Here is a 26,102-nt window from a genome sequence, read left to right as displayed (position 1 = left end):
TCACCATCTCGAGAGCGGTCTGTTCAGGAGCAGGTTTCTTCAACATGTCCCAATGAATCATAAACCCCCAGCTCACGCCAGGGGTTTGTCAGCAGTCTGAGCCGGCTGCAGAGCCGGCTTTTTTACACGTTACCATAGCGGACGTTTACGCCGCCGAGCGGGCGTTGGCGATAACGCCGACGAGATCGTTGACGATCTGTTCCACCTTCGCACTGTCGTCGCCTTCCGCCATGACGCGGATCAGCGGTTCCGTACCCGAAGGGCGAATGACGAGACGGCCATTATTGGCCAATGCGCTTTCCGCATCCGCAATTGCCTGCTGCACAACAGGGTTTTCGAGCGGTTTGCCGCCGGAAATCCGCACATTCTTCAAAAGCTGCGGCACAGGCTCGAACTTGCGACAGACTTCGCTGACCGTGCGGCCCGAGCGCTTGACCTTGGCGAGAACCTGCAAGGCCGCGACAAGGCCATCGCCCGTCGTGCCATAGTCCGACAGGACGATATGGCCGGACTGCTCGCCGCCGACGTTGAAGTTGTGGTTGCGCATGTGCTCGACGACATACCGGTCGCCCACCTTGGTGCGGGCAAGGGTAAGGCCCTTGTCGCCCAGAAAGCGTTCCAGCCCGAGGTTAGACATGACGGTCGCGACAATGCCGCCGCCGCGCAGCATGTTGTCGGCAGCCCAGCTATCGGCGATGACAGCCATGAGCTGATCACCGTCGACGATCTCGCCGCGCTCGTCGACGATGATGACGCGGTCCGCATCGCCATCGAGCGCGATGCCGATATCGGCCCGCACCTCGTGCACCTTTTTCTGCAGGGCTTCAGGATGGGTGGAGCCGCATTCGAGATTGATATTGATGCCGTTCGGCTCATTGCCGATAGTGACGACTTCCGCGCCGAGTTCCCAGAGCGCAGCGGGCGCCACCTTGTAGGCCGCGCCATTGGCGCAGTCGATGGCGATCCGCAGACCGCTCAGCGTCACGTCGCGTGGCAAGGTGCGCTTGACGAATTCGATATAACGATAAATGTCGCCGTCCACACGCTTGGCACGGCCGATCTCGCTCGGCTTGGCAAGCTGCGCATAGATATCCTTGTCGAGAAGATCCTCTATCTCCAGTTCCAGCTCATCGGAGAGCTTGTAGCCATCCGGTCCGAAAAGCTTGATGCCGTTGTCGGAGAACGGATTGTGCGAGGCCGAGATCATCACGCCGATATCGGCGCGCAGCGAGCGGGTCAACATGGCGACGGCCGGAGTGGGAATGGGCCCGAGCAGGAAGACATCGAGACCGGCGGCGGTGAAACCGGCGACCAGCGCGTTCTCCAGCATGTAGCCGGAAAGGCGCGTATCCTTGCCGATGACGACGCGATGGCGGTGATGGCCACGACGGAATATCGTCCCGACCGCAATGCCCACACGCATCGCCAGATCAGGCGTCATGGGGAATACGTTCGATTGTCCGCGGATACCATCGGTTCCGAAATAACGGCGTGCCATTTAAACTCCAAATCTTTTCCAGCATTCCGGCAAAAGCTGAAAACAGCCGGAAGCGTTTTTGGCTAGATGCCACAAACCACGACAAACAGCACGTAAATTACCGCAAAAATGGCTTATATCTTGTTACCAAAATGAAAAGGCCACCCGGAAACCCGGATGGCCTTTTACAATTCTCAGCTTGCGCGCACGATCAATGCGGCTGCGGCTCCATGCCGCCTTCGGCCTCGCCGTCGCCTTTTGTTTCACCATCGGGCTTCGCTTCGCTGGGACCGTCCTTCTTGGCGCCGGCTTTCGGCACCGCCGAACCACGGCTGCCGGGAGAATCGTCACCCAGATCGCGCGCGGGCTTCTCACCCCTCAGCAGCGCCTTGATCTCGTCACCCGTCAGGGTCTCATATTCGAGAAGACCCTCGGCAATAGCGACAAAGCCATCGTGGTTGTCCGTGAGGATACGCCGTGCTTCCGTGTAAGCCTCGTCGATCAGGCGGCGAACTTCCGTATCGATGGTCTGGGCAGTCGCCTCGGAGACGTTCTTCGACTGCGAGACGGAATGGCCGAGGAAGACTTCCTGCTGATTTTCACCATAGGACACCTGGCCGAGAGCATCGGAGAAGCCCCATTGCGTGACCATCGCGCGGGCAAGCTTGGTGGCCTGCTCGATATCGGAAGATGCGCCCGATGTGATGTTCTCCTTGCCGAAGGTCAATTCTTCAGCAACGCGGCCACCCATCATGATGACGAGACGCGACACCATCCACTTGTAGCTCATGGAATAGCGGTCGCCTTCCGGCAGCTGCATGACCATGCCGAGCGCACGGCCGCGCGGGATGATCGTCGCCTTGTGCAACGGATCGGCCACGGCAACCTTGAGTGCGGTGATGGCATGGCCCGCTTCGTGATAGGCGGTCAGCTTCTTTTCGGCCTCGGTCATGGCGGAAGAGCGGCGCTCCGCACCCATCATGATCTTATCCTTGGCGTCTTCGAATTCCTGCATGGTGACGACGCGCTTGTTGCGGCGGGCAGCCATAAGGGCGGCTTCGTTGACGAGGTTCATCAGGTCCGCACCCGAGAAACCGGGGGTACCGCGGGCCAGAACCTTGAGGTCGACATTCGGCGCCAGCGGCACGTTGCGGATATGCACCTTAAGAATGCGCTCGCGGCCGACAATATCCGGGTTCGGCACGACGACCTGACGGTCGAAACGGCCGGGACGCAGAAGTGCGGGGTCGAGAACGTCGGGGCGGTTGGTGGCGGCGATGAGGATGATGCCTTCATTCGCCTCGAAACCGTCCATCTCGACCAGCAGCTGGTTCAGCGTCTGTTCGCGCTCATCGTTACCGCCGCCGAGGCCAGCGCCGCGATGGCGGCCGACGGCGTCGATTTCGTCGATGAAGATGATGCAGGGCGCGTTCTTCTTGGCCTGTTCGAACATGTCACGCACACGGCTCGCGCCGACGCCGACAAACATTTCCACGAAATCCGAACCCGAAATCGTGAAGAACGGGACGTTGGCTTCACCGGCGACGGAACGCGCGAGAAGCGTCTTACCCGTACCGGGAGGTCCGACGAGCAGCACGCCGCGCGGAATTTTACCGCCGAGACGCTGGAACTTCTGCGGATCACGCAAAAATTCCACGATTTCCTCGAGGTCCTGCTTGGCTTCGTCCACACCTGCAACGTCATCAAACGTCACGCGGCCATGGGCTTCCGTCAGGAGCTTGGCCTTGGACTTGCCAAAGCCCATCGCACCACGCGAACCGCCCTGCATCTGCCGCATGAAGAACAGCCAGACGCCAAGAATGAGGAACATCGGCAGAAGCGTGCCGAGATAGCTCAGGAAACCGGAGGAACCATCACTTTCGGGACGCGCCACGATGGTCACGTTCTTGCTCTGCAAGCGCTCCATCAGGCTGTCGTCGATGACGGGGGAATAGGTCTGAAAGGCCGTGCCGTTTTCGGTGTAGGTTCCAAGAACCCGGTTACCGGTGACGGTCACGTCGCGAACTCGCCCGGAATCCACATCGCGAAGAAACTGGGAATACGGAATTTCCCGCGAACCCGTTTGCGTCGGCGACGTCTGGAACATGCTGAACAACGCGATCAGCAGCAGGGCGATCACGGCCCACAAGGCGAAATTTCTGAAATTTGGGTTCATCGAACTCCCCGAACTCACACGGACATATCTGCTGCCCGCCATTATGTGCCCCTAACATAAGGACGACATATGCCGTTGCCAAGGCAAAGCGCATTTTCTGATGCGTTTTGGTGTAAAAACTATTCCATGGCAATTCACGAAAAAGAGGCCCGATTTAAACCGGGGGCTGTGGATATGCGGCGCGCCCGAATAAATTGGCGATTGCGTTCGCCAACTCAAGGTCGAAACGCGGCAGGAAAAGATCGAAAGGCGCAAGCCTCGGCGTGATGGTGACAGTCTCCACCCACGAAACCGGCCCGTCGGCCGCTACGGCAATTTGCGGCAGGCCCGCCATTGCCTGTTTCGCCACGCCAACAGGTACTGACGGAAAAAGTGCGGCGGCTTCCGCAGCATTGCTGGCCCTGCGCGCTTTGACACGCACTGGAAAAGCCGATCCGTTCTTTACGAAGAAGCGATCGTCCCACAGCATCTGTTCGTATGCGCCAATATGTAGCTCTGGCAGGCTTCGCTGCTCGCGGAACATATAAAGCCCGTCCCGCCGGCGATCGAGCAGGACGCGACCAACCGTCAACCGCCCGTTTTCAGCCTTATCGAGGAACCGCAAAACGCGCTCGAAGCTGCTTGCGGCCGGAAAATATGCCCTTCCGCCAAGGGTTGCGATCAGCGTCGCCAGCCCATGCCGGAACGCGGGAAGATCGGGATTGACACTATCGCCGGCCAATCTGGCGAGCGCAGCATGAAAGACCTGTGTGTGGCCGCGCAGGAAAGCGGCCGTTGTTTCGGAAAGCGCCTGCCTTTTGAAAGAGGTTTCCGCATCGATCCGGACGGGAGAGACGAGAAGCGTCTGCCGTACACGCACTCTCTCATATCGGGTGTTCTCATTGCTCGGATCGTCAAACCAGCAGCGTGAGCGGGAAGACACATAGTCGCGGATCGCCTGCCTCTCACACCTCAGGAACGGCCGCATGACCCAGTGGCGGCCATCGTATAAGACCGCATCCGCCATGCCGGAGAGACCAAGATTGTCAGAACCGCCGTTCCGGGCGGCGCGCATCGCCACGGTTTCGCGCTGGTCGCCGATTGTATGTCCAGTCACGACAAGATCAGCGCCGGTCTCGCGGGCGACCTCGGCAATCAGGCGGTAGCGGGCAAGCCGGGAGGCTTCGGAAAGGCCGGAGACCGGTTTGTCGCCCCCCCATCGGCGGATGAAATGGGGGATGCCAAGTTCGGCGCAGAGCGTCGCCACTTTGCGCGCCTCATCGGCGGATTCCGCTCTCAGCGCGTGGTCGACTGTGACGGCGGAAAGGCGTAACCGTTCCTGACCCATCTCCGCCGCTGCCTCATGCAATGCCAGCAACAGGCCGCAGGAATCACTGCCTCCAGAGATTGCGACAAGGATATGGGCGGGCGTGTGCAGATTTTTGACAAAAGACCTCGCCGCCGCGAGCGGTGCAACAGTCTTTTCGCTCAGAATGCGGGCGTCAACCGGCATGGAAATACCCGCCATGACAGGGAAAAATCAGCAGCTCAGGCGCTTCTGTTCGCTGGCAACCTTGTTCAGCACGGTCTTCGAGGCACTGGGATAACGCTTCGGCACCTCGCGCAGCGTGGCGCAGGCGGTTTCGGTATTGTCGAGAGCGGCAAGCGACATGCCGAGCTTCATCAGCATTTCCGGCGCCTTCGGAGATTTGCCGTAGGCCTGATGGCCGTTCAGGAAGGTTTTTGCGGCCTCATTGAATTTGCCCTGAGAATATTGCGCCTCGCCTAACCAGAAGCTCGCATCCGCGGCCTTCGCGCCCTTGGGATAACCCTGCAGATATTGCTGGAACCCCTGTTCCGCCAGCTTGTAGTCACCCGAAAGAACATGGCCGTAAGCGGCCTGATAGATATCGCCTTCACTGGTAAGCGCGGCCGTATTCACCGGATCGGTCTTGCGCTGGCTATTACCCGTGTTGACGCCAGGAAGGCTGGCGGAGGAATTGTTTGCGCCCTGATTCAACGTGCCGCCAACCGGCATTCCCTTGGAATCGAGTTCAATCGAACCGAGCGTCGTCTCACCCGGCGCGCCTGTCGGAGCACTGGAGGGAGCAGACGGAGAAACGGAAGCGCCACCCTCGGGTGGCGTTTCGATGATCGTTGCAACGTCGTCGGTCGGCGGCGTGGCCGGATTGACCGGACTGGCTTCAGCCTTCTTTTTCGGCGCAGCGGTCGGGCTTGCACCCTTGCCGCTTTCCAGTTCCTGGAAGCGGAACTCATTGTCTTCCTGTGCTTTGCGGATCGTCTCCTGCATCTGCAGAAGCTGGAAGCTCATTTCCTCGATACGGCCGTTGAGCTGCCGGATCTGTTCTTCAAGCTGCTGAACCCGATAGGCTTCATTGGCTTGAACCCGGACGACCGGGGGCTGCTGAGAGTTGATCGTGCCGAAGCTACCCCCCGCACCGAACAGCGGACCCGAAACGGCGATGCCGCTCAAGCCGGTGCAGGCTGCAAGCCCCAGCATTCCCGCCACGACAAGTTTCTTCATCTCATTCGTCCTGCCTTAACTGATTTGCACCGGAATGGCGCAAGCCGGATTTTTTCCATATCAACCGAAAAAGCAACTTAACTTCGGCCAAACTATGAAAAAAACAAAAGGCGGCCCGAAGGCCGCCTTTCATTCTCGTTCACAATAACGTCAGGCCATTACATGCCCGCGCCACCGAGAACCGTCACAGCACGGCGGTTCTGGGACCAGCAGGAAATGTCGTCGCAAACCGCGACCGGCTTTTCCTTGCCGTAGGAGATCGTCTTCATGCGGCTGGCCGGAACCCCCTGGGAAGCCAGGAAGTCACGGGTTGCAGCCGCACGACGAGCGCCCAGCGCCAGGTTGTATTCACGCGTGCCGCGTTCGTCGGCATGGCCTTCAACGGTGATGGCGTAGTTCGGATAACGGGCCAGCCACTGGGCCTGACGCTGCAGGGTCTGCTGGGCGTCGGCGCGGATCGAAGTGGAGTCGGTGTCGAAGAAGATACGGTCGCCGACATTGACCGTGAAGTCCTGCTGGGAGCCCGGCGTTGCGGAGCCCGCGCCACCGAGGCCGAGTTCACCGGCGCTGTTCGGCATGTTCTTCTTGTTCGCGCAGCCTGCGAGAGCAAGCGCGAGCGTCATGGCGATGACAGCCGGGTTACGGGCCAGTTTCTGCATGGGGCTGAGTGCCGAAATGTGTGTACGGCTCATCGCCGGTCTCTCCTTAGGATTTCAATAACGTTGCCGGACACTAACTGATCGCGGTTAATAGCCGGCAAACGCTTATGGTTAACAGAAAGGAAATGTCCCACCTTTTGCTCCCTCACAACACTTTGCGGCAAGAAAGAGGCGCACTTCCCCATCGTATCAAGTAAAACATGACGGCGCCGGTTCATACCGACGCCGTCATGGCAGTCATATCAGTCCAGAAGCGGCGACCATGCCGGATCCGAAGCGAAAGTCGGCGTCTTGATGAGCTGTTCGTTATAGCCCGTCAGGTCGATCGAATAGAGCTGCGGACCGCCCGCGCCGGCGTTCTGACGGAAGAACATCAGCACGCGACCGTTGGGCGCCCAGGTCGGACCTTCATTATGGAAGCCGCTGGTCAGGATGCGCTCGCCCGAACCGTCGGGCTTCATCACGCCGATCGAAAACTTGCCGCCCGACTGCTTGGTAAAGGCGATCAGATCGCCGCGCGGAGACCATACCGGCGTGGAATAGGAACCGTCGCCAAAGGAAACGCGCTGTTGCCCGGAACCATCGGCATTCATGATGTAGATCTGCTGGCGGCCGCCACGGTCGCTTTCGAAGGCAACACGCTGACCATCCGGCGAATAGGACGGCGCGGTATCGATAGCGGCTGTATTCGTCAGCCGCGTCGTGGTGCGCGAACGCAGGTCCATGGTGTAGATATTGGCATTGCCATCCTGCTGCAGGCTCATGATAACTTTCTGGCCATCCGGCGAAAAGCGCGGCGAGAAGGTCATGCCGGGGAAATTGCCGACAACTTCACGCTGTCCGGTTTCCAGCTGCAGCAGGTAAACGCGCGGCTGCTGGCCTTCGAAGGACATGTAGGTCACTTCCTGACGGTTCGGCGAAAAACGCGGCGTCAGAACGATATCGTTCGAATTGGTGAGGTTGCGGACGTTGAAACCGTCCTGATCCATGATCGACAGCTGGCGCTTGCGGGCCGTCTTCGGGCCGCTTTCAGAGACGAAAACGACGCGGGTATCGAAGTAGCCCTTTTCACCGGTGATGCGCTCATAGATGGCATCGGCGATGATGTGGGCGACGCGCCGCCAATTTTCCGGCTGGGTGAAGAACTGCTGGCCGGTCATCTGCTGGCCCGCGAACGTATCCCACAGGCGGAACTCGGCGCGCAGGCGGCCATCGCTTTCACGCGTGACACGGCCGGTCACGAGCGCCTGGGCGTTGATGACCTTCCAGTCCTCGAAACGCGGCTGCTGATCCGGATTGCTGATCTTTTCAATGAAAGCGTTCTTGTTGACCGGCGCGAATAGGCCGGAGCGCTGCAGGTCGGCGGCAATCACCGCGGAAACCTGTGCGCCGATGCCGTCGCTCGACATGAAGTCGGTGATGGCGATGGGCAGCGGCTCGACATTGCCCTTGTTGATGTTGATTTCCACCCGCGCAAAAGCCGGTGCGGAGAAAACCGACATGAGGGCCGCGACAGCGAGCACCAGCCGGATCGGCGAAAATATCTTCATGTTGCCAGGCCTTTCAGCATTCATAGCAATTCACTGGGATCGAAGTTCACGACAACTTCGTTCCATGCGTCATATTTATCGGCAGGAAGGTTCGTGAAAGGAGCAGAACGCATGATGGCGCGATACGCTCCGCCGGAAAGAGCACGGCGCGTCCCTTCGGAACCGCCGGTCGCCTCGATCTCGGGCCGACCGATGATCGACCCATCACGGTCGAGCTTCATGGTGACCCGGACGCGAACGTCCGAGGCATCTGCCATGCCGGGAATGATCTGCCAGTTCTTCTGGATCGCGCCGCGCAGCGCGTCCATTTCCGTCTGGCTGAGCGTCGAACCGCCCGTCGTCTTCTTGCCGCCAAGCGAGGCCTGTTGGGTGGAGCGCTTGGCGCCGCCGCCCGAAGGCGCCTGCTTGTTCAAAAGCGCGGCGATATCGTCAGCGTTAAAATCGCTTTCCTTCGAAGAGGCCGATTTCGCAGTCTCCTGCTTCTTCTCGCCGGGTTTCTTGTCGGAAGGCTTGTCAGTGGACTTCGCCTGATCGGGCTTGGTCTCGGCCGGTTTTTCAGCGGGCTTCTGCTCTGCGGGCTTGGTCTCAGCCTGCTTCGGCTCTTCCGGCTTCGGCGGCTCGGGGCGGGAATTCGGGCGAGGAACGTTCTGCGGCACGGGGATTTCGGCCGGTTCCTGCTGCGCGGGCGGCGGCTCTTCGGCCTTGGTTTCCTGCGGCGGCGGTTCCGGCTTCGGCTGCGGCGCGATCTCGGGCTTGGTTTGCGGCAAGGCAGCCATTTCCTGCGGCTTCGGAGCCGAGGTTTCTTCCTTGACGATTTCCTTTACCTCGTTCGCCTTGGTATCGACGACGGGTTGCGGCTTTTCCTGCTTTGGCGGAGCGGCGGCGCTGAGATTGTCGTTGGGCTTGGTGGTCGGGGTCGGCGGCGCTTCGATATCGGCCGTGTTGTTGCCGACATTCTGGGCGTTCTCGACAATATCCGGCCGCGTAGTCGGCACCGGGGCTGACTTTTCCGCTTTCGGCGCGTTCTTGTCGCCTTGCTGGATCTGGCTCAGCTCCTCGATAGGCACCAGTTCCACCGGCAGGGCCTCTGCCTGCGACACGTCAAGCGGCTCCGGCGACCCCAAGGAAACAAGGGCGAAAGCCAGAAGCGACGCGTGCACGATCGCGGATGTGGTAAGGCTGCCCTTCATCGCTTTACGTCAATTGTCCTGTTTCTGCTGGGTCACGAGGCCGATATTCTTGAAACCAGCCGCCTGGATACGCGCCATCACATCGGCAACGACGCCATATGCAGCAACGGAATCCGCGCGCACGAAGATGCGTTCGTTATAACCTGTCGTGGCAATCGCCTGCAGCTTGTCGGCCACTTCGGCCGCCTGGATTTCGGTTTCCTGCAAATGGATCTGGCCATTGGCATTGACGGAAATCGTGATCGGCTGCGTGTCTGAGTTCAGCGCATTGGCGGATGTCTGCGGCAGGTCGATCGGCACGCCGACAGTCATCATCGGCGCCGCCACCATGAAGATGATGAGCAGCACGAGCATGACGTCGACCAACGGCGTCACGTTGATCTCGCTGATCGCACCGCCCCTGCGTCGTCCGCCGCGCCCCCTGCGTCCACCGGAACCGCCGCCGCCACCTGCTGACATACCCATATCATCTACTCCATTTTGCCTTGCGGCAAATTACTGCACAGCATGCGGCCGCTTATTGGGCGGCCTGCCGCGTCTGAAGTTTTTCATCGATCTGGCGTGACAGGATCGCGGAGAACTCGTCGGCAAAACCTTCCATGCGGGCGGAAAGCTTATGCGCGTCGGCCGTGAACTTGTTGTAGGCGATAACCGCGGGAATAGCCGCGACAAGACCGATAGCTGTCGCCAGAAGCGCTTCGGCGATACCCGGCGCCACGACCGCAAGGTTGGTGGACTTCGAACCGCCAATCGCCTGGAACGAGGTCATGATACCAACGACCGTACCGAAAAGACCGATGAAGGGACCGGCCGAACCGATGGTGGCGAGCGAACCGAGGCGCGCCTCGTATTGTTCGCCTTCACGCGCAATCGTCACGTCCATCGCCCGGTCGATACGCATCTGCAGACCGATGGGCGAGCGTGCGCCGCGCTCGAAGGACTTTTTCCATTCGCGCATGGCGGAAACGAAAATCGCCGCAAGACCGCCGTTCTGGCGTTCCGCCAGCGTGCGGTAAAGCTCTTCAAGCGACTGGCCCGACCAGAACACCTGTTCGAACTGGTCGAACTGGCGTTTTGCCTTGCCGAAGCTCACATACTTGTCGAAGACGATCGCCCACGTCCAGACCGAGGCGGCGATAAGTCCGATCATCACGAGCTTCACGATGAGGCCCGCCTGCATAAACAGCGCCCAGAGACTTACATCGTGCGTCGCCGCTGCCAAACCTGCCTGTTCCATAAATATCCAATCCCCGAATCCAAACGCCCGGTACGGGACCGGGCGATTCAAACGCGTGTTAACGCTCGAAGCTATGCGGCCGCAGCCGCCAACCCCTTAGCCATACCCCGATACTTGCCAGTAAGCCTTACTTGCCAATAAATTTGGTGAAAGGAAGGCGTGCGCCGCACAAATACCAGTTGCTAAAGTAAGACACCATTATGGTTAAAGGAGTGTTACAGCCCGGCCACGCAGGACGAGTTTACTGGACCGGGCCGCCGATTACTTCAGGAATTTTTCCGCTACCGTCTCCGGAAGGCGCCTCGGCCGACCATTGGCATTGATGACGGCGATGATGACCTTGGCGGCGACAAGCAGCGTTTCGCCGCGTCGGATTTCCTGATTGAGCACCATTTTCGCGCCGCCCGCCTTTTCGGTGATGGTGGTGATGGTCAAGACGTCATCCATCCGCGCCGGGCTCTTGAAATCGATCTCCATGCGGTGAACAACGAAGACCAGACCCTCCTCATCGGCGGTCAGAAGCGCGCTTTGTTCGCAGCCCAGGCACCGCAGGTAATCGGTGCGGCCGCGCTCGAGAAAATGCAGATAACGGGCGTGGTAAACGAGGCCGGAGAAATCCGTATCCTCATAATAGACCCGCTGGGTCAGGCGGTGGCCATGTTCGATGAGTTCGCCTGAAAGCGAAACTACAAGCTCGCTCATAGTGTCTCCTTGAGAATTTTGGCTACACGGGCCCGACCTTCCCGAACGATAAGATGCGCGTGCAACGGAGGCAGCGCCTCGATACGTTCCGCGATAAACCGGGGTCGGAGATCATTTTGCAGCAGGGCAGCACGCTGGGCGGCCAGCCAGCGGAATTCCACTTCGACTCCATCCAGCACCCGATGCACGATATCGCTTTCATGGAACGGCAAAGGCTGGTGAAGTGAGATCAGATAATAAAATCCCAGCTCGTGGGCTGCGTACTCGCCAAAGGTGAAAAAATTCTCGGCCGACCAGAGAAGGCGTTCGACCGAACAATCCCGGTCAAGTTCCTCACCGATTTCGCGGATAATGGTTTCCTCAGAGCTTTCGCCGATTTCCGCCCGACCACCCGGCAGGGCCCAATAGCTGTCGCCAACACCGCGCTGAACGAGAACATGATCATTCTGGAAAATAAGCGCCGCAACCCGCATGCTGAAAAGCTGCGGTTTCCGGTCCAGCCGGATCATGTGGCGTTCAGGCGCAGAGGTCATTTATCGTCCAGATCGCCGTCATGCCAGACGAGGTGTCGTGTGGCCTTCGGCAGGTTCTCTATTTCGTCGGCGATGAAATAGGGCGGAATATCGAGCGCCGTCAATGCCTGCCGGGTTGCCGCGACCCAGCGGAACTCGAGTTCGTTATCGCCGTCCTGAACGCGGTGAATGATGTCAGAGGGATGGAATGCGAGTGTGTCCGGCAAATCCATCAGGTAATAAAACCCGAGTTCGTGCCAGTCCTTGCCCTCGTAGTGGAAAAAATTCTCCACTGCCCAGAGGAGCCGCCCGACCTTGGCCTCGGCACCAAGTTCCTCGACCATTTCACGCGCCAGCGTTTCGTCGGAACGCTCGCCCATTTCGGCGCGGCCACCCGGAAAGGTCCAGAATTTTTCATGCGTTGCCCGGTGCACGAGCACATGGCCGTCGCGAAACGCCAATCCCGCAACACGCATCTGGAAGATGCGCTTCGGCTTGAATTTCATGCGGATGCGAGTGTCCTGCTTGGTATCGTGCGTCATGGTACTGGCCTGCGGACTGGAAACATCAAATCGGTTTCCGTCCACCCTAACGCATCCATGTCGTCTTTTCTCGCTTTTGCATCATCTCCCACAATGAATTCATCCAGTTGCGGCGGCTTGATGGTTGTTCCCGACAACATCGCATGCGCTTGCCCGCGGTGGTGAGTCTGATGCTGGAAGAGATGTGACAGGACATCGTCGCACCGATCCTGCTGAATACGCGTGCCACGATGGATATCAACAATCGCAGCAAGACCGTCTTCATCGAGGCCATCGACAAAGGCGATCAACACCTCATCGAGCGCCACCTGAGCCTCGTGCAGCGCCGCGATGGTGGCAAAGGGTTCCTCATCGACAAAAGCGGCATAGCCCAGCGTGCCGCCCTTGAGGGCGTCGATATAAAACCGGTCGACAATATAGATATGATTGAGCGTTGCCCTGAGCGTCGGGAAGAAACTGACACGGTGCGCGACGAAATCATCCTGCGGAAGCTGGAAACACGCGTGATGCAGCCTGAAATTGGCCAGGCGGTTGTTGCGAGCGAGTTTGCGGAAGACCCGCAACGGATCGTACGGCATGGGCGTCCTTTCCTGTGACGCCTGATGCGGCGCCTTTCAATCGGCGTGTTCAAGCTCGGATTTGCTCTTGAGAACCTTCGCACCATCGTTCTGTTCGATGAAATAGGCGGGTTCGTCCTTGCTTGCCTTGCGCTTTATCTTGGAACCGGAAATCGTCTTCTCCACATCTTCCGTGAAGATCTCGACGATTTTTCCTTCGCCGGTTCCATTACCCCATTTCCAGCGAACCTTCGTACCCTTGCGATATGCCGACATGATCATCTCCGTTTAAAAGACGATCAAGGCCGACAAGTCTGCTTTGTTCCCTCAATCATCTTCCAGCGTCAGCCGGAACTGCGCCGCCTCGAGATCCTTCGGCGGTTGCATGCCCAAATGTTTCCAGGCTGTCGCGGTCAGGATACGCCCGCGCGGCGTGCGCTGGATGAAACCCTGCTGGATCATATAGGGCTCGATAATGTCCTCGATGGCGTCGCGCGGTTCCGAAAGGCCCGCGGCGATGGTCTCGATGCCGACAGGACCGCCGCCGAAGTTGACGGCGATCATGGTCAGATAACGCATGTCCAGCTGGTCGAGGCCCATATTGTCGACCAGAAGCCGCGTCAAAGCCTCATCGGCGATCTCGCGGGTAACGGCTTCCGCCCGCGCCACCTCGGCGAAATCGCGCACGCGGCGCAATAGCCGCCCGGCGATACGCGGCGTGCCGCGGGCGCGCCTTGCGACCTCGCGCGCGCCCTCGTCGGTCATGTTCAGCCCCATCAGCCGCGCGCCGCGCCGGACGATCAGTTCCAGCTCATCGACGGTATAGAAAGCCAACCGGACGGGAATTCCGAAACGGTCGCGCAGCGGCGTCGTCAAAAGCCCCAGACGGGTCGTCGCGGCCACAAGGGTGAATTTGGAAAGATCGATCTTCACCGAGCGCGCCGCCGGTCCTTCACCGATGATGAGGTCGAGCTGGAAATCCTCCATTGCCGGATAGAGAATTTCTTCCACCGCCGGATTGAGGCGGTGGATTTCATCGATGAAGAGCACATCGCGCTCTTCCAGATTGGTGAGAAGTGCGGCGAGATCACCCGCTTTGGCGATGACAGGCCCGGAGGTGGATTTGAAGTTGACGCCAAGTTCCTTGGCCATGATCTGCGCCAGCGTGGTCTTGCCGAGACCGGGCGGGCCGACGAACAGCACATGATCCAGCGCTTCGCCACGGTTCTTGGCCGCCTCGATAAATACCTTGAGATTGGCGCGGGCCTCCGCCTGGCCGGTAAAATCGTCCAACGATTGCGGACGCAGGGTGGTGTCGATGTCCTCACCGCGCTTTTCGGGGGTGATCAGTCTCTCCGCATCGCTCATTCAGGGCATTCCATTGTTCTAACCGAATTCATCAGGTGGTCGTCGCCCCTATATCACGACTATCGCTTCAAAGCGCTTCACGAAATTCAGGATAGACCGGGCTCCATATCCGCTTGACGGGCGTCCTTACCGCGAAAGCTCTTTCAGCCCGAGCCGGATTAGCTTGGCGCTGTCGCCGCCCTCACCGCCGTTCTTCAGCGCGGCGGCAACCGCATTGGCGGCCTGGTCACGCGAATAGCCGAGATTGGTAAGCGCGGAGACGGCATCCGCAACCGGCGCGGATGCGACGCCTTCGCCAAGCTCCTGCTTCAGGCCGATCGAGGCGGAAGCCTCTCCTGCGAAGGCAGGCGCCTTGTTGCGAAGCTCGGTCACAAGACGCACCGCCACCTTCGGCCCGACGCCCGGTGCGCGTGAGATCATCGTTTTGTCCTGTAGCGCAATGGCATTGGCCAATTCGGAGGGCGACAGCGTGGAAAGCACGGCCAAGGCTACTTTCGAGCCCACCCCCTGCACGCTCTGCAGCAGGTTGAACCATTCCCGCTCCAGCGCCGAAAGAAAGCCGAAAAGCTTCAGCTGGTCCTCACGCACATAGGTTTCGATGAACAGCACCACCGCCTCGCCGACGGAGCCGATTTTCGCCAGCGTGCGCGCCGAACAATAGGCCACGTAACAGACGCCGTGCACATCCACCAGCACATAGTCCGCGCCGATTTCCTCGATGCTGCCTTTCAGTTTTCCGATCATGATGCCGCCCGCTGCAATGAGACTTTAAATATTAACCGGCCGCCAGCAGTCGCCGCATCCTGTCACCGCCGCGATTATGGGCGTGGCAGATGGCGATGGCGAGCGCGTCCGCCGCATCGTTACCCTTGAATTCGGCCTTCGGCATCAGGATTTTCAGCATCATGTGAATTTGCTGCTTTTCGCCGTGCCCGACGCCGATCACGGCCTTCTTGACCGCGTTCGGCGCATATTCGAAGACCGGCAGTCCTGCGCGTGCCGGAACCAGCATGGCGATGCCGCGCGCCTGACCGAGTTTCAAGGTCGCAACCGCATCCTTGTTCACGAAAGTCTGCTCCACCGCCGCCTCGTCGGGCCGATGGCTGTGCACGATATCCGCTAGCCCGTCATGCAACTGGCAGAGCCGGGAGGCCAGATCCAAATCACCGTCCGACGTCACCGTGCCGGAGGCGACAAACCGCAGGCTGTTTCCGAGGGTGTCGATCACCCCCCAGCCGGTACGCCTTAATCCGGGGTCAATACCGATGATTCGAATCGTCTGTTGCATGAGGCACCTTATCTTTCCGGCTGCGACCCTGCCAGCCATAAGTGAACAAAACGACAACATTCGTCAAATTTGCAGTGCAGCATTTACCTCTGCTTAAACCGCATGTCGCATTGTTCCCCCACAAAATCAAAAAAAGGGGAGCTGCGGACATGACGATCCGCAGCGCAATATGTTCGCCATATCAGCCGTCCGATGGCGCCATGCATGCATGGCGCGGGAACTGATCCGGCATTGAGGGCTGCATCGGCCATGTTGAACCGTTTTCATTCCATATCCACCAAAGTGCTGGCGATTTTCCTGGCGCTTATGGCGATCTCGACCGGGGCTCTGACACTTCTCGGCTATCAGAGCAGCAGCGGCGTTCTCGAAGAACAGGCGTCGAAATCCATGGAGAGCATTCTCGTCTTTCGTGGCGACATGCTCCAGGAGCGTCTTGAGCAGCTGAAAACACAGGCGGATTCCATCGCCAAGATCGAATCGCTGCAGATGGCCGTTGTTTCCATGCGCAGCGGCTGGGCAACCGTGCAGAAGAACTCCGGCGACGCGAAGGCGGAACTGCAGCGCGTCTTCGTCAGGGAAAACCCCTTCAACGAAAAGGAAAAGCTGATCAAGCCGGAAAGCCCGAGCGGCTTTTATTATTCGACCCACGAGAAGACCCAGACGGATATTGGCGGTTATTTGCAGGAAACGCCGTTCAGCGACGTCCTCTTCATCGATCCGGCCGGCACAGTCTATTATTCCTACCTGAAAGGACCGGCCTTCGGGGAAACCGTCGCAGGCGGCGCCTGGGCGGAAAGCGGCCTCGGCGCGGCCTTCGCACGCGGCGCTGCGAATGCCGAAAAGGCCGTGAACGACATGGCACAGACCAGCTTCTCCGGCCTGCGCATCGATGCGGCCACGAAAGAGGCCGGCGTTTATTTCGGCGTTCCGGTCGTCAAATTCGGGGCGTTCAAGGGCGTCGTTCTCTTCCGGGTCAAGGAAGAGGTCTTCAGCCAGATCCTCACGAAGGGTGTGACGGCCGGCAGTTCCGAACAATCCGCAATCGTGTCCGCCGATGGCAAGGTTATCGGCGTGGAGGGCAACAGGCTGGTTGGCCTCGATCCGGCAATCTATGGCTTCCATGGGCAGGCGTTGAATGCGACAGGCATGACGATTACCAAGATCGACCGTGCGGATGGCGAGGCCAATGCCTATGCCCGCCCTTTCTCTTTCGCCGGTGAAAAATATCTGGCGGTGGAAAGCATGCTGCGCAGTGAATTGAATGCGGGCTCGGTTTCAATTGCCGGCACGCTTGCCATGATCGGCCTTTGCGTTCTGGCCGCGATGTGCGCGGCGACGGCCTTCTTCGCGCGGCGTCTGTTCGCACCGCTGGAAAAACTTGCAGGATTGACCGGCGAAGTGGCAGCGGGCCGTCTAGATGCCGAAATCGGCAATCAGGACCGGAAGGACGAGATTGGCCGTATGGCACGAGCGCTCGGAAGTTTCCGTGAAAAACTCATCCTTCAACGGGAAATGGAAGAGACTGCTTCGCGCACGCGGGAGGAAGCCGAAACGGCGCGGCGCGCGCATCTTGCCGAGCGTGAGGCCGAGGCAGGCACCCTGCAGATGGTCGTGCAATCGCTGGATGAGGGGCTCGACCGGCTGGCGAACGGCAACCTCGCCTATCGTATCGAAACCATCTTCCCCGAAGATCTGGAAAGCCTGCGCCATAACTTCAACACGGCGCTTTCCCGGCTCAGCGAAACCATGCAGGCCATCGGCGGCAATTCCGCCGCCGTTCGTGGCGGCTCCGAGGAAATGCGGGTGGGCGCTGACCAGCTCGCCGAACGCACCGAGCGGCAGGCAGCTTCCATCACCGAAACGGCAAGCGCTATCAAGGCGATCACCGAAGCCGTCCGCGATCAGATCGAGCGCGCCGAACAGGCAACGCGGATCGCCCGCGACGCCAGTGCAGAGGCCACGGCATCCAGCCGCGTGATGGAGCAGACAATCGCCGCCATGGAAGCGATCCAGACCTCGTCGCGCCAGATCAATCAGATCATCGGCGTTATCGACGAAATTGCCTTCCAGACCAATCTTCTCGCCCTCAATGCAGGCGTGGAAGCAGCCCGCGCAGGCGAAGCCGGCAAGGGCTTTGCGGTCGTGGCGCAGGAAGTGCGCGAACTGGCGCAGCGATCCGCGGCGGCCGCAAAAGAAATCACCAGTCTGCTGAAACGCTCCACCGACGAGGTTTCCGCCGGCGTGGCGCTGGTGGAAAAAGCAGGCACGTCGCTCTCCGGCATCGGCGAGCATGTCCAGACCATCAGCGCGCGCATTGAGGAGATCATGGAATCCACCCGCGAGGAGGCGCATACGCTCTCGGAAATCAACAGCACCGTCACAAGCCTCGACACCATGACCCAACAGAATGCCGCCATGGTGGAAGAAACGACGGCCGCCATTCACAATCTCGCCTCCGAAGCGGGCGAAATGGACGGCAGGCTCGGACAGTTCGTAATGGCTCCGGAGAATGAGGCCGCTGGACATCGCGCGAACCGGCAATTCCGGCGGGCGGGCTGAGGCGGTCGATAGGCAAAAGACCGGGCCTCTTCGGAGGCCCCAATTTTTTTGAACCATCCTTCAATTCTGCGCGACTTCTCTGGTAAATCGGGACACGCGCCTTACATCCGCAGCAAAGATTTCAATTTCGCAGGAGCGTCGGATGATCCCCTTTTCCATTCTCGACCTTTCGCCCATCGGCGAGGGCGAGAGCGTCAGCGAGGCGCTCGAAAACTCTCGCCGCATGGCGATCAAGGCTGAAGAGCACGGCTATAACCGCATCTGGCTGGCGGAGCACCACGGCATGCCGGGCATTGCCAGCGCGGCAACATCGCTCGTCATCGCCCATGTGGGCGCGGCCACGAAACATATCCGCGTCGGCTCCGGCGGCATCATGTTGCCCAACCACTCCCCGCTCGTCATCGCTGAGCAGTTCGGCACGCTTGCGGCGCTGCTTCCCGGCCGTGTCGATCTCGGTCTCGGCCGCGCGCCCGGAACTGACATGCGCACGGCACGGGCGCTTCGCCGCAACCTGGATGCCGGCGCGGAAAATTTCCCGCACGATATCGTCGAACTCCAGCGTTACCTCGGCCCGCCGCAGCCGGATCAGGCGATCCTTGCCGTGCCGGGCATGAATTCCAACGTACCCCTCTGGCTGCTCGGCTCCAGCACCTACAGCGCACATCTCGCCGCAGCCCTAGGCCTGCCCTATTCCTTCGCCTCGCATTTCGCCCCCGATATGCTGATGGAAGCAATCCATATCTATCGTGAGCGCTTCCAGCCTTCCGAAGTACTGGACAAGCCCTATGTGATGGTGGGGGTGATGGGGGTCGGCGCCGATACGGACGAGGAGGCGCAACACCTCTTCACTTCGTCGCAGCAGCAATTCGTCAACCTGCGCCGTAACCTGCGCACGCAGTTTCCGAAGCCGGTGCACAGCATGGACGATTACTGGAACGAGATGGAGCGTTTCTCTGTCGAACACACGCTGCGTTTCGCAGCCGTGGGCTCGCCTGAGACGATCCAGCGCCATCTCGACGGTTTCCTGGCGGAAACGCAGGCGGATGAGCTGATTGTCTCGATGCCGATCCATGACATCGAAAAGCGGCTGCGGTCGCTCGAGATTTTCGCAGAGGTCCGAACCTCCATAAAAAAGGCCGCCTAAACAAAAAGCCCCGGAGCGGATCGCTATCGGGGCTTTTTTTGAAACATGAGACGTCAGGCCGAAAGCTTGGCGAGAATTTCTTCGGACACTTCGAAGTTGGAATAGACGTTCTGCACGTCGTCATCGTCTTCGAGATTGTCGATGAGCTTCATTAGCGACTGCGCCTTTTCTTCATCCACCGGCACCGTGTTTTGCGGCTTCCAGATGGCCTTGACGCTTTCGGCTTCGCCCAGCACGCCTTCCAGTGCCTTGGAAACCTCGTTCATCGCTTCGAAACCGCAGATGATGGTGTGGCCGTCTTCGGAAGATTCGACATCGTCGGCACCGGCCTCGATGGCGGCTTCCATGACCTTGTCGGCATCGCCGACTTCAGCCTTGTAGGAAATTTCGCCGACGCGGTCGAAGGAGAAGGAGACCGAACCGGTTTCGCCAAGCGCACCGCCGGCCTTGGTGAAGATGGAGCGAACGTTGGAGGCGGTGCGGTTGCGGTTGTCGGTCAGGGCTTCGACGATGACGGCAACGCCACCCGGGCCGTAACCCTCATAGCGGACTTCATCATAGTTTTCGCCGTCCGCACCGGACGCCTTCTTGATCGCACGCTCGATATTGTCCTTCGGCATGGACTGGGCCTTGGCGTTCTGGATCGCCAGACGCAGGCGCGGGTTCATGTTCGGGTCGGGCATGCCCGTCTTTGCCGCAACGGTGATTTCGCGCGCAAGCTTGGAAAACATTTTGGACCGTACGGAGTCCTGCTTGCCCTTGCGGTGCATGATGTTCTTGAACTGTGAATGACCAGCCATGGAAAACCTGATTGTCGTAATTTGGAGATTGCGGGCCTTATAAGTGCGATAGCCGCGCCATTCAACCCCGCAAGCGCTTTCTCTTGCCGCAACATCAGAAGGAACTGATTTATCCGCTCTTCGTTCTGATCATGAACGCGACGGAAGGGCACATGATTTCTCTCCATCGCAGCAACAGACCGGAAGGAGAAAACATATGGTCAGCCTGACTGAAGCACGAGAAGCCCCGGCCCGCCAGCTCTGGGACGAGATCAATTCCGTCCATGCCGGCATGCTCGGTCTCGAAGGACTGCACAACCACATGCAGCCCATGGCGCCTCATGCTGACCCTAAGACCAACACCATCTGGTTTTTTTCCAAGAAGGATACCGATCTCGTAAAATCCCTGAAGTCAGGCTCGCGCGCGCATTTCTGCGTCGTCGGCAAGGATCATGATTACCACGCCTGCCTCTCCGGTATTCTGGAGGCGCGAGACGACAAGGCGAAGATCGACGAATACTGGAATTCCGTTACCGCCGCCTGGTACGAGCATGGAAAGACTGATCCCCAACTGACGATGCTGGCGCTTCACGTCGATGATGCAGACATCTGGGCGTCGACCGACAGCACGCTGAAATTCGGCTGGGAAATCGCCAAGGCCAATATGTCGGATGACAAGACGCCTGATGTCGGCGTTCGCCAGCATCTCACCTTTGCCTGAGAAACGGCTCCCCCGGCCTTCCTCGCCCGCCGCCATGCTACATGCCTTTTGGCACCAGTATCTGCGGCTGGCGGGGAAGGTTTCTCATCGAAACCCGGATCACCGAATCCGTGGCGTAGGCAATCTGGAAATTCTCCCCGAACATCGTCAGAAACTGCTCCAGCGGCGGGCCGGTGCGGTGCATCGGCAAGATCAAGGCGGAGCGCAGGCGCTTGACCACCCGGCTCATGCTATCCGCCCCCATGGTCAGGCCGCCATCCACCGGCACCATCAGAACATCCAGACGGCCGATCTCGGCATAATGCGTATCCGTCAACTCATGATGCAGATGCCCGAGGTGGCCGATGCACAGCCCGGCAACCTCGAAGATGAAAATGGAATTGCCGTTCTCCTGGAAGGACTCGTAATCTCCCCAGCGGTTGCGGATGTCGGTTGCGACATTGCGGATATAGACATCGCCCACCAGAACCCTGTGCTCGGCTTTTTCTCCCGGCGTATCACTCCAGCCATGCAGCACATATTGAATGGCCGGGTCCGGATTGAGCGTGAAATGCGTCGAATGCGCCCGGTTCATCGTCACGACAGTCGGCGTGACGGGCGGACGATAGACGCCGTTATAGTCGGTGGCGATGGTCACACCGCCGGGGCTTTCGATGAGATAGGTGGAATGGCCGATGAAGCTGATCTTCACCTCTTCCTTTGCCGTCGCCTGCGCCAGCTGAACACCCGACGGATTGAAGCTCGCGAACATGACCCCCGGAATGTTGCTGGCGATCGCCTGGCACTGGCTGACTGGAGGCCTGCTTGCCGATTGCGAAAAGGCGGCTCCAGCACAGGCGATCAGCCCTGTCATTGCAAGCATTAGCACGCGCAGCATCATGCCACTCCCCTGAACTTGCGAAGGTTGGAGGATGAGGCAGGTTTTGCGGGGCGTCCAGTTACAAGAACGGCGAAAGGCTCAGACTCTCGTCATTGTGAACGCTTACCGCAGAAGTTTAAGCCCAGAAGGAAGGCAGTGTTTCCGAAAGCCGCGGGCCGATGCGCAGCGGCGCGATCTTTTCGGCAAGCCCGGTGCGGTCGGAAATCTCAACGCCAACGCCGCAGATCGTCGCCGGCCCGCTCGCAGCCTCGAAACGGCCCTTCGGCATTTTGGAAATGAAGCGGTTGATCGGCTCTTCCTTCTCCATGCCAAGCGAGCTGTCGTAATCGCCGCACATGCCGGCATCAGACATATAGGCCGTGCCGCCATTCAATATCTGCGCATCCGCCGTCGGGACATGGGTATGCGTGCCGACAACGAAGCTCGCGCGGCCATCCACAAAATGGCCGAAACACTGTTTTTCACTCGTCGCTTCCGCATGGAAATCGAAGATGATGGCGTCGGCCTGTTCCTTCAGCGGGCAGGCGGCCAGAATGGTTTCCGCCGACTTGAAGGGATCGTCCAATTCCGGATGCATGAACACCCGGCCCATGATGTTGGCGACGAGGATACGCGCGCCGTTGCGGGCATAAAAAATGCCCGAACCCTTGCCCGGCGTCCCATCCGGATAATTGGCCGGCCGCAGGAACTGGTCGTGGCGCTCGCAGAAGGAAACGGCTTCCTTCTGGTCCCAGACATGGTTGCCGGTGGTCACGACATCGGCGCCGGCATTGATGGTTTCGAGATAGATATCCTCGGTAATGCCGAAACCGCCGGCGGCGTTTTCACCATTGACGATGACGAAATCGAGCTTCAGATCGGAAATCAGCCCAGGCAATCGCTCCCAGACAGCCGTGCGTCCGGTCTTGCCAACCATGTCTCCGAGAAAAAGAAGCCTCATTCACCCGCCCCGTTCTTGCGCATGTTTTAAAAATTCCGTCCCCTCTAGCGGGTAATCCATCTTTTAAAAAGTGCTAAAGCACCTTTTGCCCACCATCGGAGATCGATGACGGAGCGGAAAACCAGTGCAGGCCGCTTTCCGTCAGAATGGCGTGAAGCGGCACATCATGCGGCTCCGCCGGGACGGACGCCACTTCCTGACAATCAAAGGCGACGCCGATGAGAACAGGCCGACGGCCCCTGGCGTGCAACCGCGCGATGGCGCGGTCATAATGACCCGCGCCATAACCGACCCGCTGCCCTTTGCAATCGAAGACAGAAAGAGGCACGAGCAAAATGTCCGGATCGAGAACCGCCGCATCCTCGCCTGGCCCGGTCGTGCCGAAGCCGGTTTTCACCAGCGGCGTATCCATTTCAAAGGCGCGGAAGACAATGGTTTCACGATCCAGCACAACGGGCAGGACAAGACGCCCGCCCCTTGTCCGCAACGCTTCCATCAGCGGCCGGGTATCGGCCTCGGAGCGGATCGGCATGAAACCGGAAATCACGACGCCCGGCGTGAAGGGGATGCCAGCGGAGCCATGGGCCGCAATGGACTGGCTTTTCTGCTGCCGTTCCGCGAGCGTCAGCGCATCGCGCACGGCGAGCCTTTCGCCGCGCAACCTTGCTTTTTCGGCAACGTCACCGGGCATCAGGCGGCCCGGCTCACGAGAACCTTGTCAATACGGTGGCCATCGAGATCGATGACCTCGAAACGCCAGCCATTGCGGGTGACGTGTTCGCCCAGTTCCGGAAGGCGCCGGAATTCGTCCAGAACCAGACCGGCAACGGTTTCGAACTCGGCATCTTCGTCGATCTGGAAGCCCATACGATCAGCGAACTCATCGGCGGGCATCCAGCCAGCGACGAGGAACGAACCATCCTCGCGCTCGACCATGGCCGGCTCCTCGTCATCATCTTCCTGGAAGGCTCCGGTGATGGCTTCCAGCACATCGCCGGAGCTGATGATGCCTTCGAAATGACCGTATTCGTCGTAGACCAGCACCATGTGCACGGTGGAGCGACGCAGGGACTGGATGACATCAACCGCGCTCGTCAGATCCGATACGACCGGAACTTCGCGCAGAAGCTCGCGAATATTGAGTTCCTTGCCGGAAGCCAGCGCATCGAAAGCGTCCTTGGCGAAAAGCACGCCGAGAATTTCATCCGAGGCGCCGTTGCGCACCGGCAGGCGCGAACGCTGCGTCTGGCGAAGCTGCTCGCGGATTTCCTCCGCGCTGTCTTCGATATCGACCACTTCCACATCGCGACGCGGCGTCATCAGGCCGCGCGCATTGCGGTCGGCAAGGCGCATGACGCTGGTGATCATCGCCGATTCCTCGGTCTCGATCACGCCGGCGCTGTGGGCTTCTGCCAGAACAGTGCGGATTTCATCGTCCGTCACCGAAGCGTTGGACTCACCGCTATGGCCAAGAATTGCCAGAACCACCTTGCCGGATTTATCCAGCAGCCACACGAGCGGCGCGCCGACACGTGAAAGCATCACCATCGTGGGCGCGACACGGGCGGCGATCTTTTCAGGATCGCGCAGGGCGATCTGCTTTGGCACCAGCTCGCCGACGATCAGCGACAGATAGGTAATGGCAACGACCACGGAGCCGACACCGATGGCATCGGCGGCACGATCGGGAACACCCTGCTCCAGAAGCCATCCGGTGAACCTGGCGCCAAGCGTGGCGCCGGAAAACGCACCGGAGAGAACGCCGACCAGCGTGATGCCGATCTGCACCGTGGAAAGGAACCGCCCGGGATTTTCGGAAAGGCCGAGCGCCATGGTGGCGCCCCTGCTGCCTTGCGCGGCAAGCACCTTAAGCCTCGCCGGTCTGGAGGAGACAACGGCAAGCTCGGACATGGCAAGCACACCGTTCAATACGGTGAGCAGGACCACGATCATAATTTCAGTAAACAAGTTTAGCTCTTTGGGCTGTTGAACGGCACGTCGCGGTTTTGACCGCAGCACCCTTTTTTAAAGGGCATGACAGACATACCACTCCGGATAATAGGGAATTGTTCCGCCATTGCAATGACGGCAATATAAAAAAGCCGCGTCCGGCAGTTATGAAAAATGACTGTCGAATATATCAAGAGTACAGGGAAGCCCGGGGGGTTGATCCGAAACTTCAAGCGCGATCCACGGCGACCGATGGAGATTTACGATCCTGGGCGCCTACAAAAGTAGGTGGGCACCGTGTGTCCAGCCCCACGGGACTGGCCAGGGACAGCTCCCTTTGGATCGAGTATGGCCCCAGGGATTGTGGTTCCTGTCGGGAAGCGCAGAACGCATCCCAGATATAGGACGGATTGGAGGAAACCGCCAGAGGGCAGCGCGCGAAATTTTGTCGCCTCAGAACCCTTCAGGCCATCAATGCGCGGCGGGCTTCGGCCGCGCCAGCAGTTTTTCGGTAATCCCGTTCAGGCGGTCGGCCAGATCGCCGATGGCGAGCGCCACCATTTCGTCCGATTTCGCTTGGTGCTCAGCCATGCCGTCGCGGTTTAGAGAAAGGGATGTAACCTCCCCTTCCAGCTTCTCGATCTTGCGATTGAGTTCGGACAACTCGTCCATCACCATGATGCCCGCCATGACGGTCAGGCGAAGATCGCCGATCTCACCGAACTGGCTCTTGAGATGCCCGACATAACGATCGAAGCGCGTGGCAAGATCGGTCAGGTGGTCTTCCTGTCCCGCTTCGCATGCCATGCGATAGGCCTTGCCGTCGATCATAACAGTGACTTGGGCCATGAAACCGCTCCTATCGATCCAGCACCGCGCGGATCGTCTCCATGGCCGTTACCAGCCGGCGGGAAACCTCGCGATTGACTTCTTCAAGACGGTTGGCGCGAAACTCGGCCTGATCAAGCTCATGTGCGAGCCGTGCGCGGTCGACATGGACCCGCTTGACCTCATTGTCGATTTCGCCCGTCTCCCTTTGCCGCTCGATACGCATATCGATGGCATTTTCGAGATTTGTGATGGCAGCATTCAGCTCCGTCAGCGCAGATTGTACGGTCTTCTCAGCCGACATCGTTTTTTCCAACTCGCACGCCACCGGCCGAATCGTCCGGTTTCAGGCCTTTTCAACATCCAAGAGGTTATTACCCGATTTACCATCCCGTCAATCAAACCAGTGCATTGAGGCGTTTTGCTCTGTGGATGAACGAAGAAGCACTAGCCTCTGTCGCATGAATTTTATCGTGACAGCCGATTTTCTAAACGATTTTTATCTTCGGACGAACCGCA

The 26,102-nt window shown here is 59.4% G+C and carries 27 protein-coding genes and 1 other RNA gene; 3 read left to right on the top strand and 25 right to left on the bottom strand.

Annotated elements, in window-relative coordinates:
* Positions 1-145: 145 nt before the first annotated feature.
* The 17 genes from glmM to ruvC all read right to left on the bottom strand — a co-directional run bounded on the left by glmM (position 146) and on the right by ruvC (position 15,782).
* The gene (glmM, locus tag PL597_RS21610) at positions 146-1,498 is read right to left on the bottom strand and encodes a phosphoglucosamine mutase (protein WP_077985273.1); all 1,353 of its coding nucleotides are present in this window, start codon (positions 1,496-1,498) and stop codon (positions 146-148) included.
* Positions 1,499-1,688: 190 nt separating this feature from the next.
* Positions 1,689-3,653, bottom strand: coding sequence for an ATP-dependent zinc metalloprotease FtsH (ftsH, locus tag PL597_RS21605; protein WP_137411406.1), 1,965 nt, complete (start codon positions 3,651-3,653; stop codon positions 1,689-1,691).
* A 154-nt stretch (positions 3,654-3,807) separates the two neighbouring features.
* On the bottom strand, positions 3,808-5,145 hold the full coding sequence (gene tilS / locus PL597_RS21600) for a tRNA lysidine(34) synthetase TilS (protein WP_271366209.1): 1,338 nt from the start codon (positions 5,143-5,145) through the stop codon (positions 3,808-3,810).
* A gap of 27 nt (positions 5,146-5,172) precedes the next feature.
* Positions 5,173-6,177, bottom strand: a complete 1,005-nt coding sequence (gene ybgF, locus PL597_RS21595) for a tol-pal system protein YbgF (protein WP_162520608.1) — start codon at positions 6,175-6,177, stop codon at positions 5,173-5,175.
* Positions 6,178-6,335: 158 nt separating this feature from the next.
* Complete coding sequence (pal, locus tag PL597_RS21590) at positions 6,336-6,869, bottom strand: peptidoglycan-associated lipoprotein Pal (RefSeq protein ID WP_077985275.1); 534 nt, start codon at positions 6,867-6,869, stop codon at positions 6,336-6,338.
* A 209-nt stretch (positions 6,870-7,078) separates the two neighbouring features.
* Complete coding sequence (tolB, locus tag PL597_RS21585; protein ID WP_077985354.1) at positions 7,079-8,386, bottom strand: Tol-Pal system beta propeller repeat protein TolB; 1,308 nt, start codon at positions 8,384-8,386, stop codon at positions 7,079-7,081.
* A gap of 20 nt (positions 8,387-8,406) precedes the next feature.
* Positions 8,407-9,576, bottom strand: a complete 1,170-nt coding sequence (locus tag PL597_RS21580; RefSeq protein WP_077985276.1) for a hypothetical protein — start codon at positions 9,574-9,576, stop codon at positions 8,407-8,409.
* A gap of 9 nt (positions 9,577-9,585) precedes the next feature.
* Positions 9,586-10,041 (bottom strand): protein TolR, encoded by a 456-nt coding sequence (gene tolR / locus PL597_RS21575; RefSeq protein WP_077985277.1) that lies wholly within the window; start codon positions 10,039-10,041, stop codon positions 9,586-9,588.
* A gap of 52 nt (positions 10,042-10,093) precedes the next feature.
* On the bottom strand, positions 10,094-10,813 hold the full coding sequence (gene tolQ, locus PL597_RS21570) for a protein TolQ (RefSeq protein ID WP_271366207.1): 720 nt from the start codon (positions 10,811-10,813) through the stop codon (positions 10,094-10,096).
* 261 nt (positions 10,814-11,074) lie between these two features.
* The gene (ybgC, locus tag PL597_RS21565; protein WP_065656478.1) at positions 11,075-11,515 is read right to left on the bottom strand and encodes a tol-pal system-associated acyl-CoA thioesterase; all 441 of its coding nucleotides are present in this window, start codon (positions 11,513-11,515) and stop codon (positions 11,075-11,077) included.
* Positions 11,512-12,048: an NUDIX hydrolase gene (locus PL597_RS21560; RefSeq protein ID WP_271366206.1), complete on the bottom strand. Its 537-nt coding sequence runs from the start codon at positions 12,046-12,048 to the stop codon at positions 11,512-11,514. The genes ybgC and PL597_RS21560 overlap by 4 nt, the downstream gene beginning before the upstream one ends.
* A complete protein-coding gene (locus PL597_RS21555; RefSeq protein ID WP_077985280.1) occupies positions 12,045-12,569 on the bottom strand; it encodes an NUDIX hydrolase in 525 nt (174 codons plus the stop codon). The genes PL597_RS21560 and PL597_RS21555 overlap by 4 nt, the downstream gene beginning before the upstream one ends.
* Positions 12,566-13,147: a DinB family protein gene (locus tag PL597_RS21550; protein ID WP_077985281.1), complete on the bottom strand. Its 582-nt coding sequence runs from the start codon at positions 13,145-13,147 to the stop codon at positions 12,566-12,568. The genes PL597_RS21555 and PL597_RS21550 overlap by 4 nt, the downstream gene beginning before the upstream one ends.
* A 36-nt stretch (positions 13,148-13,183) precedes the next feature.
* Entirely contained in the window at positions 13,184-13,402 is a 219-nt protein-coding gene (locus tag PL597_RS21545; RefSeq protein WP_137411402.1) for a DUF2945 domain-containing protein, read from the bottom strand.
* Between the two features lie 51 nt (positions 13,403-13,453).
* Positions 13,454-14,494, bottom strand: coding sequence for a Holliday junction branch migration DNA helicase RuvB (ruvB, locus tag PL597_RS21540; protein ID WP_077985282.1), 1,041 nt, complete (start codon positions 14,492-14,494; stop codon positions 13,454-13,456).
* Between the two features lie 126 nt (positions 14,495-14,620).
* The gene (ruvA, locus tag PL597_RS21535; protein WP_077985283.1) at positions 14,621-15,238 is read right to left on the bottom strand and encodes a Holliday junction branch migration protein RuvA; all 618 of its coding nucleotides are present in this window, start codon (positions 15,236-15,238) and stop codon (positions 14,621-14,623) included.
* Between the two features lie 31 nt (positions 15,239-15,269).
* Positions 15,270-15,782: a crossover junction endodeoxyribonuclease RuvC gene (ruvC, locus tag PL597_RS21530; protein WP_077985356.1), complete on the bottom strand. Its 513-nt coding sequence runs from the start codon at positions 15,780-15,782 to the stop codon at positions 15,270-15,272.
* Between the two features lie 249 nt (positions 15,783-16,031).
* Between ruvC and PL597_RS21525 the strand changes: the two genes are divergently transcribed.
* Entirely contained in the window at positions 16,032-18,341 is a 2,310-nt protein-coding gene (locus tag PL597_RS21525) for a methyl-accepting chemotaxis protein (RefSeq protein WP_271366205.1), read from the top strand.
* Positions 18,342-18,483: 142 nt separating this feature from the next.
* A complete protein-coding gene (locus PL597_RS21520) occupies positions 18,484-19,485 on the top strand; it encodes an LLM class flavin-dependent oxidoreductase (protein ID WP_077985285.1) in 1,002 nt (333 codons plus the stop codon).
* 53 nt (positions 19,486-19,538) lie between these two features.
* Here the strand turns inward: PL597_RS21520 and PL597_RS21515 are convergent, their stop codons facing one another.
* Positions 19,539-20,285 (bottom strand): YebC/PmpR family DNA-binding transcriptional regulator, encoded by a 747-nt coding sequence (locus PL597_RS21515; RefSeq protein ID WP_003523214.1) that lies wholly within the window; start codon positions 20,283-20,285, stop codon positions 19,539-19,541.
* A gap of 196 nt (positions 20,286-20,481) precedes the next feature.
* Between PL597_RS21515 and PL597_RS21510 the strand changes: the two genes are divergently transcribed.
* Entirely contained in the window at positions 20,482-20,985 is a 504-nt protein-coding gene (locus tag PL597_RS21510) for a pyridoxamine 5'-phosphate oxidase family protein (protein WP_077985286.1), read from the top strand.
* A 37-nt stretch (positions 20,986-21,022) separates the two neighbouring features.
* On the opposite strand, the gene PL597_RS21505 is transcribed toward PL597_RS21510, so the two are convergent.
* The 7 genes from PL597_RS21505 to PL597_RS21475 all read right to left on the bottom strand — a co-directional run bounded on the left by PL597_RS21505 (position 21,023) and on the right by PL597_RS21475 (position 25,887).
* The gene (locus tag PL597_RS21505; protein WP_271366204.1) at positions 21,023-21,865 is read right to left on the bottom strand and encodes an MBL fold metallo-hydrolase; all 843 of its coding nucleotides are present in this window, start codon (positions 21,863-21,865) and stop codon (positions 21,023-21,025) included.
* A 115-nt stretch (positions 21,866-21,980) separates the two neighbouring features.
* On the bottom strand, positions 21,981-22,805 hold the full coding sequence (locus PL597_RS21500) for a TIGR00282 family metallophosphoesterase (protein WP_077985287.1): 825 nt from the start codon (positions 22,803-22,805) through the stop codon (positions 21,981-21,983).
* 73 nt (positions 22,806-22,878) lie between these two features.
* Positions 22,879-23,496, bottom strand: a complete 618-nt coding sequence (locus tag PL597_RS21495) for a 5-formyltetrahydrofolate cyclo-ligase (protein ID WP_142914108.1) — start codon at positions 23,494-23,496, stop codon at positions 22,879-22,881.
* Positions 23,496-24,758, bottom strand: a complete 1,263-nt coding sequence (locus PL597_RS21490; RefSeq protein ID WP_162520614.1) for a hemolysin family protein — start codon at positions 24,756-24,758, stop codon at positions 23,496-23,498. The genes PL597_RS21495 and PL597_RS21490 overlap by 1 nt, the downstream gene beginning before the upstream one ends.
* A gap of 230 nt (positions 24,759-24,988) precedes the next feature.
* A non-coding RNA gene (gene ssrS, locus PL597_RS21485) (6S RNA) lies at positions 24,989-25,147 on the bottom strand.
* 79 nt (positions 25,148-25,226) lie between these two features.
* Positions 25,227-25,604, bottom strand: coding sequence for a cell division protein ZapA (locus tag PL597_RS21480; RefSeq protein WP_077985290.1), 378 nt, complete (start codon positions 25,602-25,604; stop codon positions 25,227-25,229).
* A gap of 10 nt (positions 25,605-25,614) precedes the next feature.
* Entirely contained in the window at positions 25,615-25,887 is a 273-nt protein-coding gene (locus PL597_RS21475) for a DUF4164 domain-containing protein (RefSeq protein WP_003506205.1), read from the bottom strand.
* Between the last annotated feature and the right edge of the window lie 215 nt (positions 25,888-26,102).

The organism is Agrobacterium sp. ST15.13.013, from assembly GCF_027956525.1.
Classification (GTDB): domain Bacteria; phylum Pseudomonadota; class Alphaproteobacteria; order Rhizobiales; family Rhizobiaceae; genus Agrobacterium; species Agrobacterium salinitolerans.
Note: the sequence above shows the minus strand (reverse complement) of the source record. Positions and strands in the feature narration are given on the sequence as shown.

What these genes read in the sequence shown, in the direction of transcription:
- glmM (WP_077985273.1), bottom strand. Translation starts at nt 1,498, where the DNA reads ATGGCACGCCGTTATTTCGGAACCGATGGTATCCGCGGACAATCGAAC.
- ftsH (WP_137411406.1), bottom strand. Translation starts at nt 3,653, where the DNA reads ATGAACCCAAATTTCAGAAATTTCGCCTTGTGGGCCGTGATCGCCCTG.
- tilS (WP_271366209.1), bottom strand. Translation starts at nt 5,145, where the DNA reads ATGCCGGTTGACGCCCGCATTCTGAGCGAAAAGACTGTTGCACCGCTC.
- ybgF (WP_162520608.1), bottom strand. Translation starts at nt 6,177, where the DNA reads ATGAAGAAACTTGTCGTGGCGGGAATGCTGGGGCTTGCAGCCTGCACC.
- pal (WP_077985275.1), bottom strand. Translation starts at nt 6,869, where the DNA reads ATGAGCCGTACACACATTTCGGCACTCAGCCCCATGCAGAAACTGGCC.
- tolB (WP_077985354.1), bottom strand. Translation starts at nt 8,386, where the DNA reads ATGAAGATATTTTCGCCGATCCGGCTGGTGCTCGCTGTCGCGGCCCTC.
- PL597_RS21580 (WP_077985276.1), bottom strand. Translation starts at nt 9,576, where the DNA reads ATGAAGGGCAGCCTTACCACATCCGCGATCGTGCACGCGTCGCTTCTG.
- tolR (WP_077985277.1), bottom strand. Translation starts at nt 10,041, where the DNA reads ATGGGTATGTCAGCAGGTGGCGGCGGCGGTTCCGGTGGACGCAGGGGG.
- tolQ (WP_271366207.1), bottom strand. Translation starts at nt 10,813, where the DNA reads ATGGAACAGGCAGGTTTGGCAGCGGCGACGCACGATGTAAGTCTCTGG.
- ybgC (WP_065656478.1), bottom strand. Translation starts at nt 11,515, where the DNA reads ATGAGCGAGCTTGTAGTTTCGCTTTCAGGCGAACTCATCGAACATGGC.
- PL597_RS21560 (WP_271366206.1), bottom strand. Translation starts at nt 12,048, where the DNA reads ATGACCTCTGCGCCTGAACGCCACATGATCCGGCTGGACCGGAAACCG.
- PL597_RS21555 (WP_077985280.1), bottom strand. Translation starts at nt 12,569, where the DNA reads ATGACGCACGATACCAAGCAGGACACTCGCATCCGCATGAAATTCAAG.
- PL597_RS21550 (WP_077985281.1), bottom strand. Translation starts at nt 13,147, where the DNA reads ATGCCGTACGATCCGTTGCGGGTCTTCCGCAAACTCGCTCGCAACAAC.
- PL597_RS21545 (WP_137411402.1), bottom strand. Translation starts at nt 13,402, where the DNA reads ATGTCGGCATATCGCAAGGGTACGAAGGTTCGCTGGAAATGGGGTAAT.
- ruvB (WP_077985282.1), bottom strand. Translation starts at nt 14,494, where the DNA reads ATGAGCGATGCGGAGAGACTGATCACCCCCGAAAAGCGCGGTGAGGAC.
- ruvA (WP_077985283.1), bottom strand. Translation starts at nt 15,238, where the DNA reads ATGATCGGAAAACTGAAAGGCAGCATCGAGGAAATCGGCGCGGACTAT.
- ruvC (WP_077985356.1), bottom strand. Translation starts at nt 15,782, where the DNA reads ATGCAACAGACGATTCGAATCATCGGTATTGACCCCGGATTAAGGCGT.
- PL597_RS21525 (WP_271366205.1), top strand. Translation starts at nt 16,032, where the DNA reads ATGTTGAACCGTTTTCATTCCATATCCACCAAAGTGCTGGCGATTTTC.
- PL597_RS21520 (WP_077985285.1), top strand. Translation starts at nt 18,484, where the DNA reads ATGATCCCCTTTTCCATTCTCGACCTTTCGCCCATCGGCGAGGGCGAG.
- PL597_RS21515 (WP_003523214.1), bottom strand. Translation starts at nt 20,285, where the DNA reads ATGGCTGGTCATTCACAGTTCAAGAACATCATGCACCGCAAGGGCAAG.
- PL597_RS21510 (WP_077985286.1), top strand. Translation starts at nt 20,482, where the DNA reads ATGGTCAGCCTGACTGAAGCACGAGAAGCCCCGGCCCGCCAGCTCTGG.
- PL597_RS21505 (WP_271366204.1), bottom strand. Translation starts at nt 21,865, where the DNA reads ATGATGCTGCGCGTGCTAATGCTTGCAATGACAGGGCTGATCGCCTGT.
- PL597_RS21500 (WP_077985287.1), bottom strand. Translation starts at nt 22,805, where the DNA reads ATGAGGCTTCTTTTTCTCGGAGACATGGTTGGCAAGACCGGACGCACG.
- PL597_RS21495 (WP_142914108.1), bottom strand. Translation starts at nt 23,496, where the DNA reads ATGCCCGGTGACGTTGCCGAAAAAGCAAGGTTGCGCGGCGAAAGGCTC.
- PL597_RS21490 (WP_162520614.1), bottom strand. Translation starts at nt 24,758, where the DNA reads ATGATCGTGGTCCTGCTCACCGTATTGAACGGTGTGCTTGCCATGTCC.
- PL597_RS21480 (WP_077985290.1), bottom strand. Translation starts at nt 25,604, where the DNA reads ATGGCCCAAGTCACTGTTATGATCGACGGCAAGGCCTATCGCATGGCA.
- PL597_RS21475 (WP_003506205.1), bottom strand. Translation starts at nt 25,887, where the DNA reads ATGTCGGCTGAGAAGACCGTACAATCTGCGCTGACGGAGCTGAATGCT.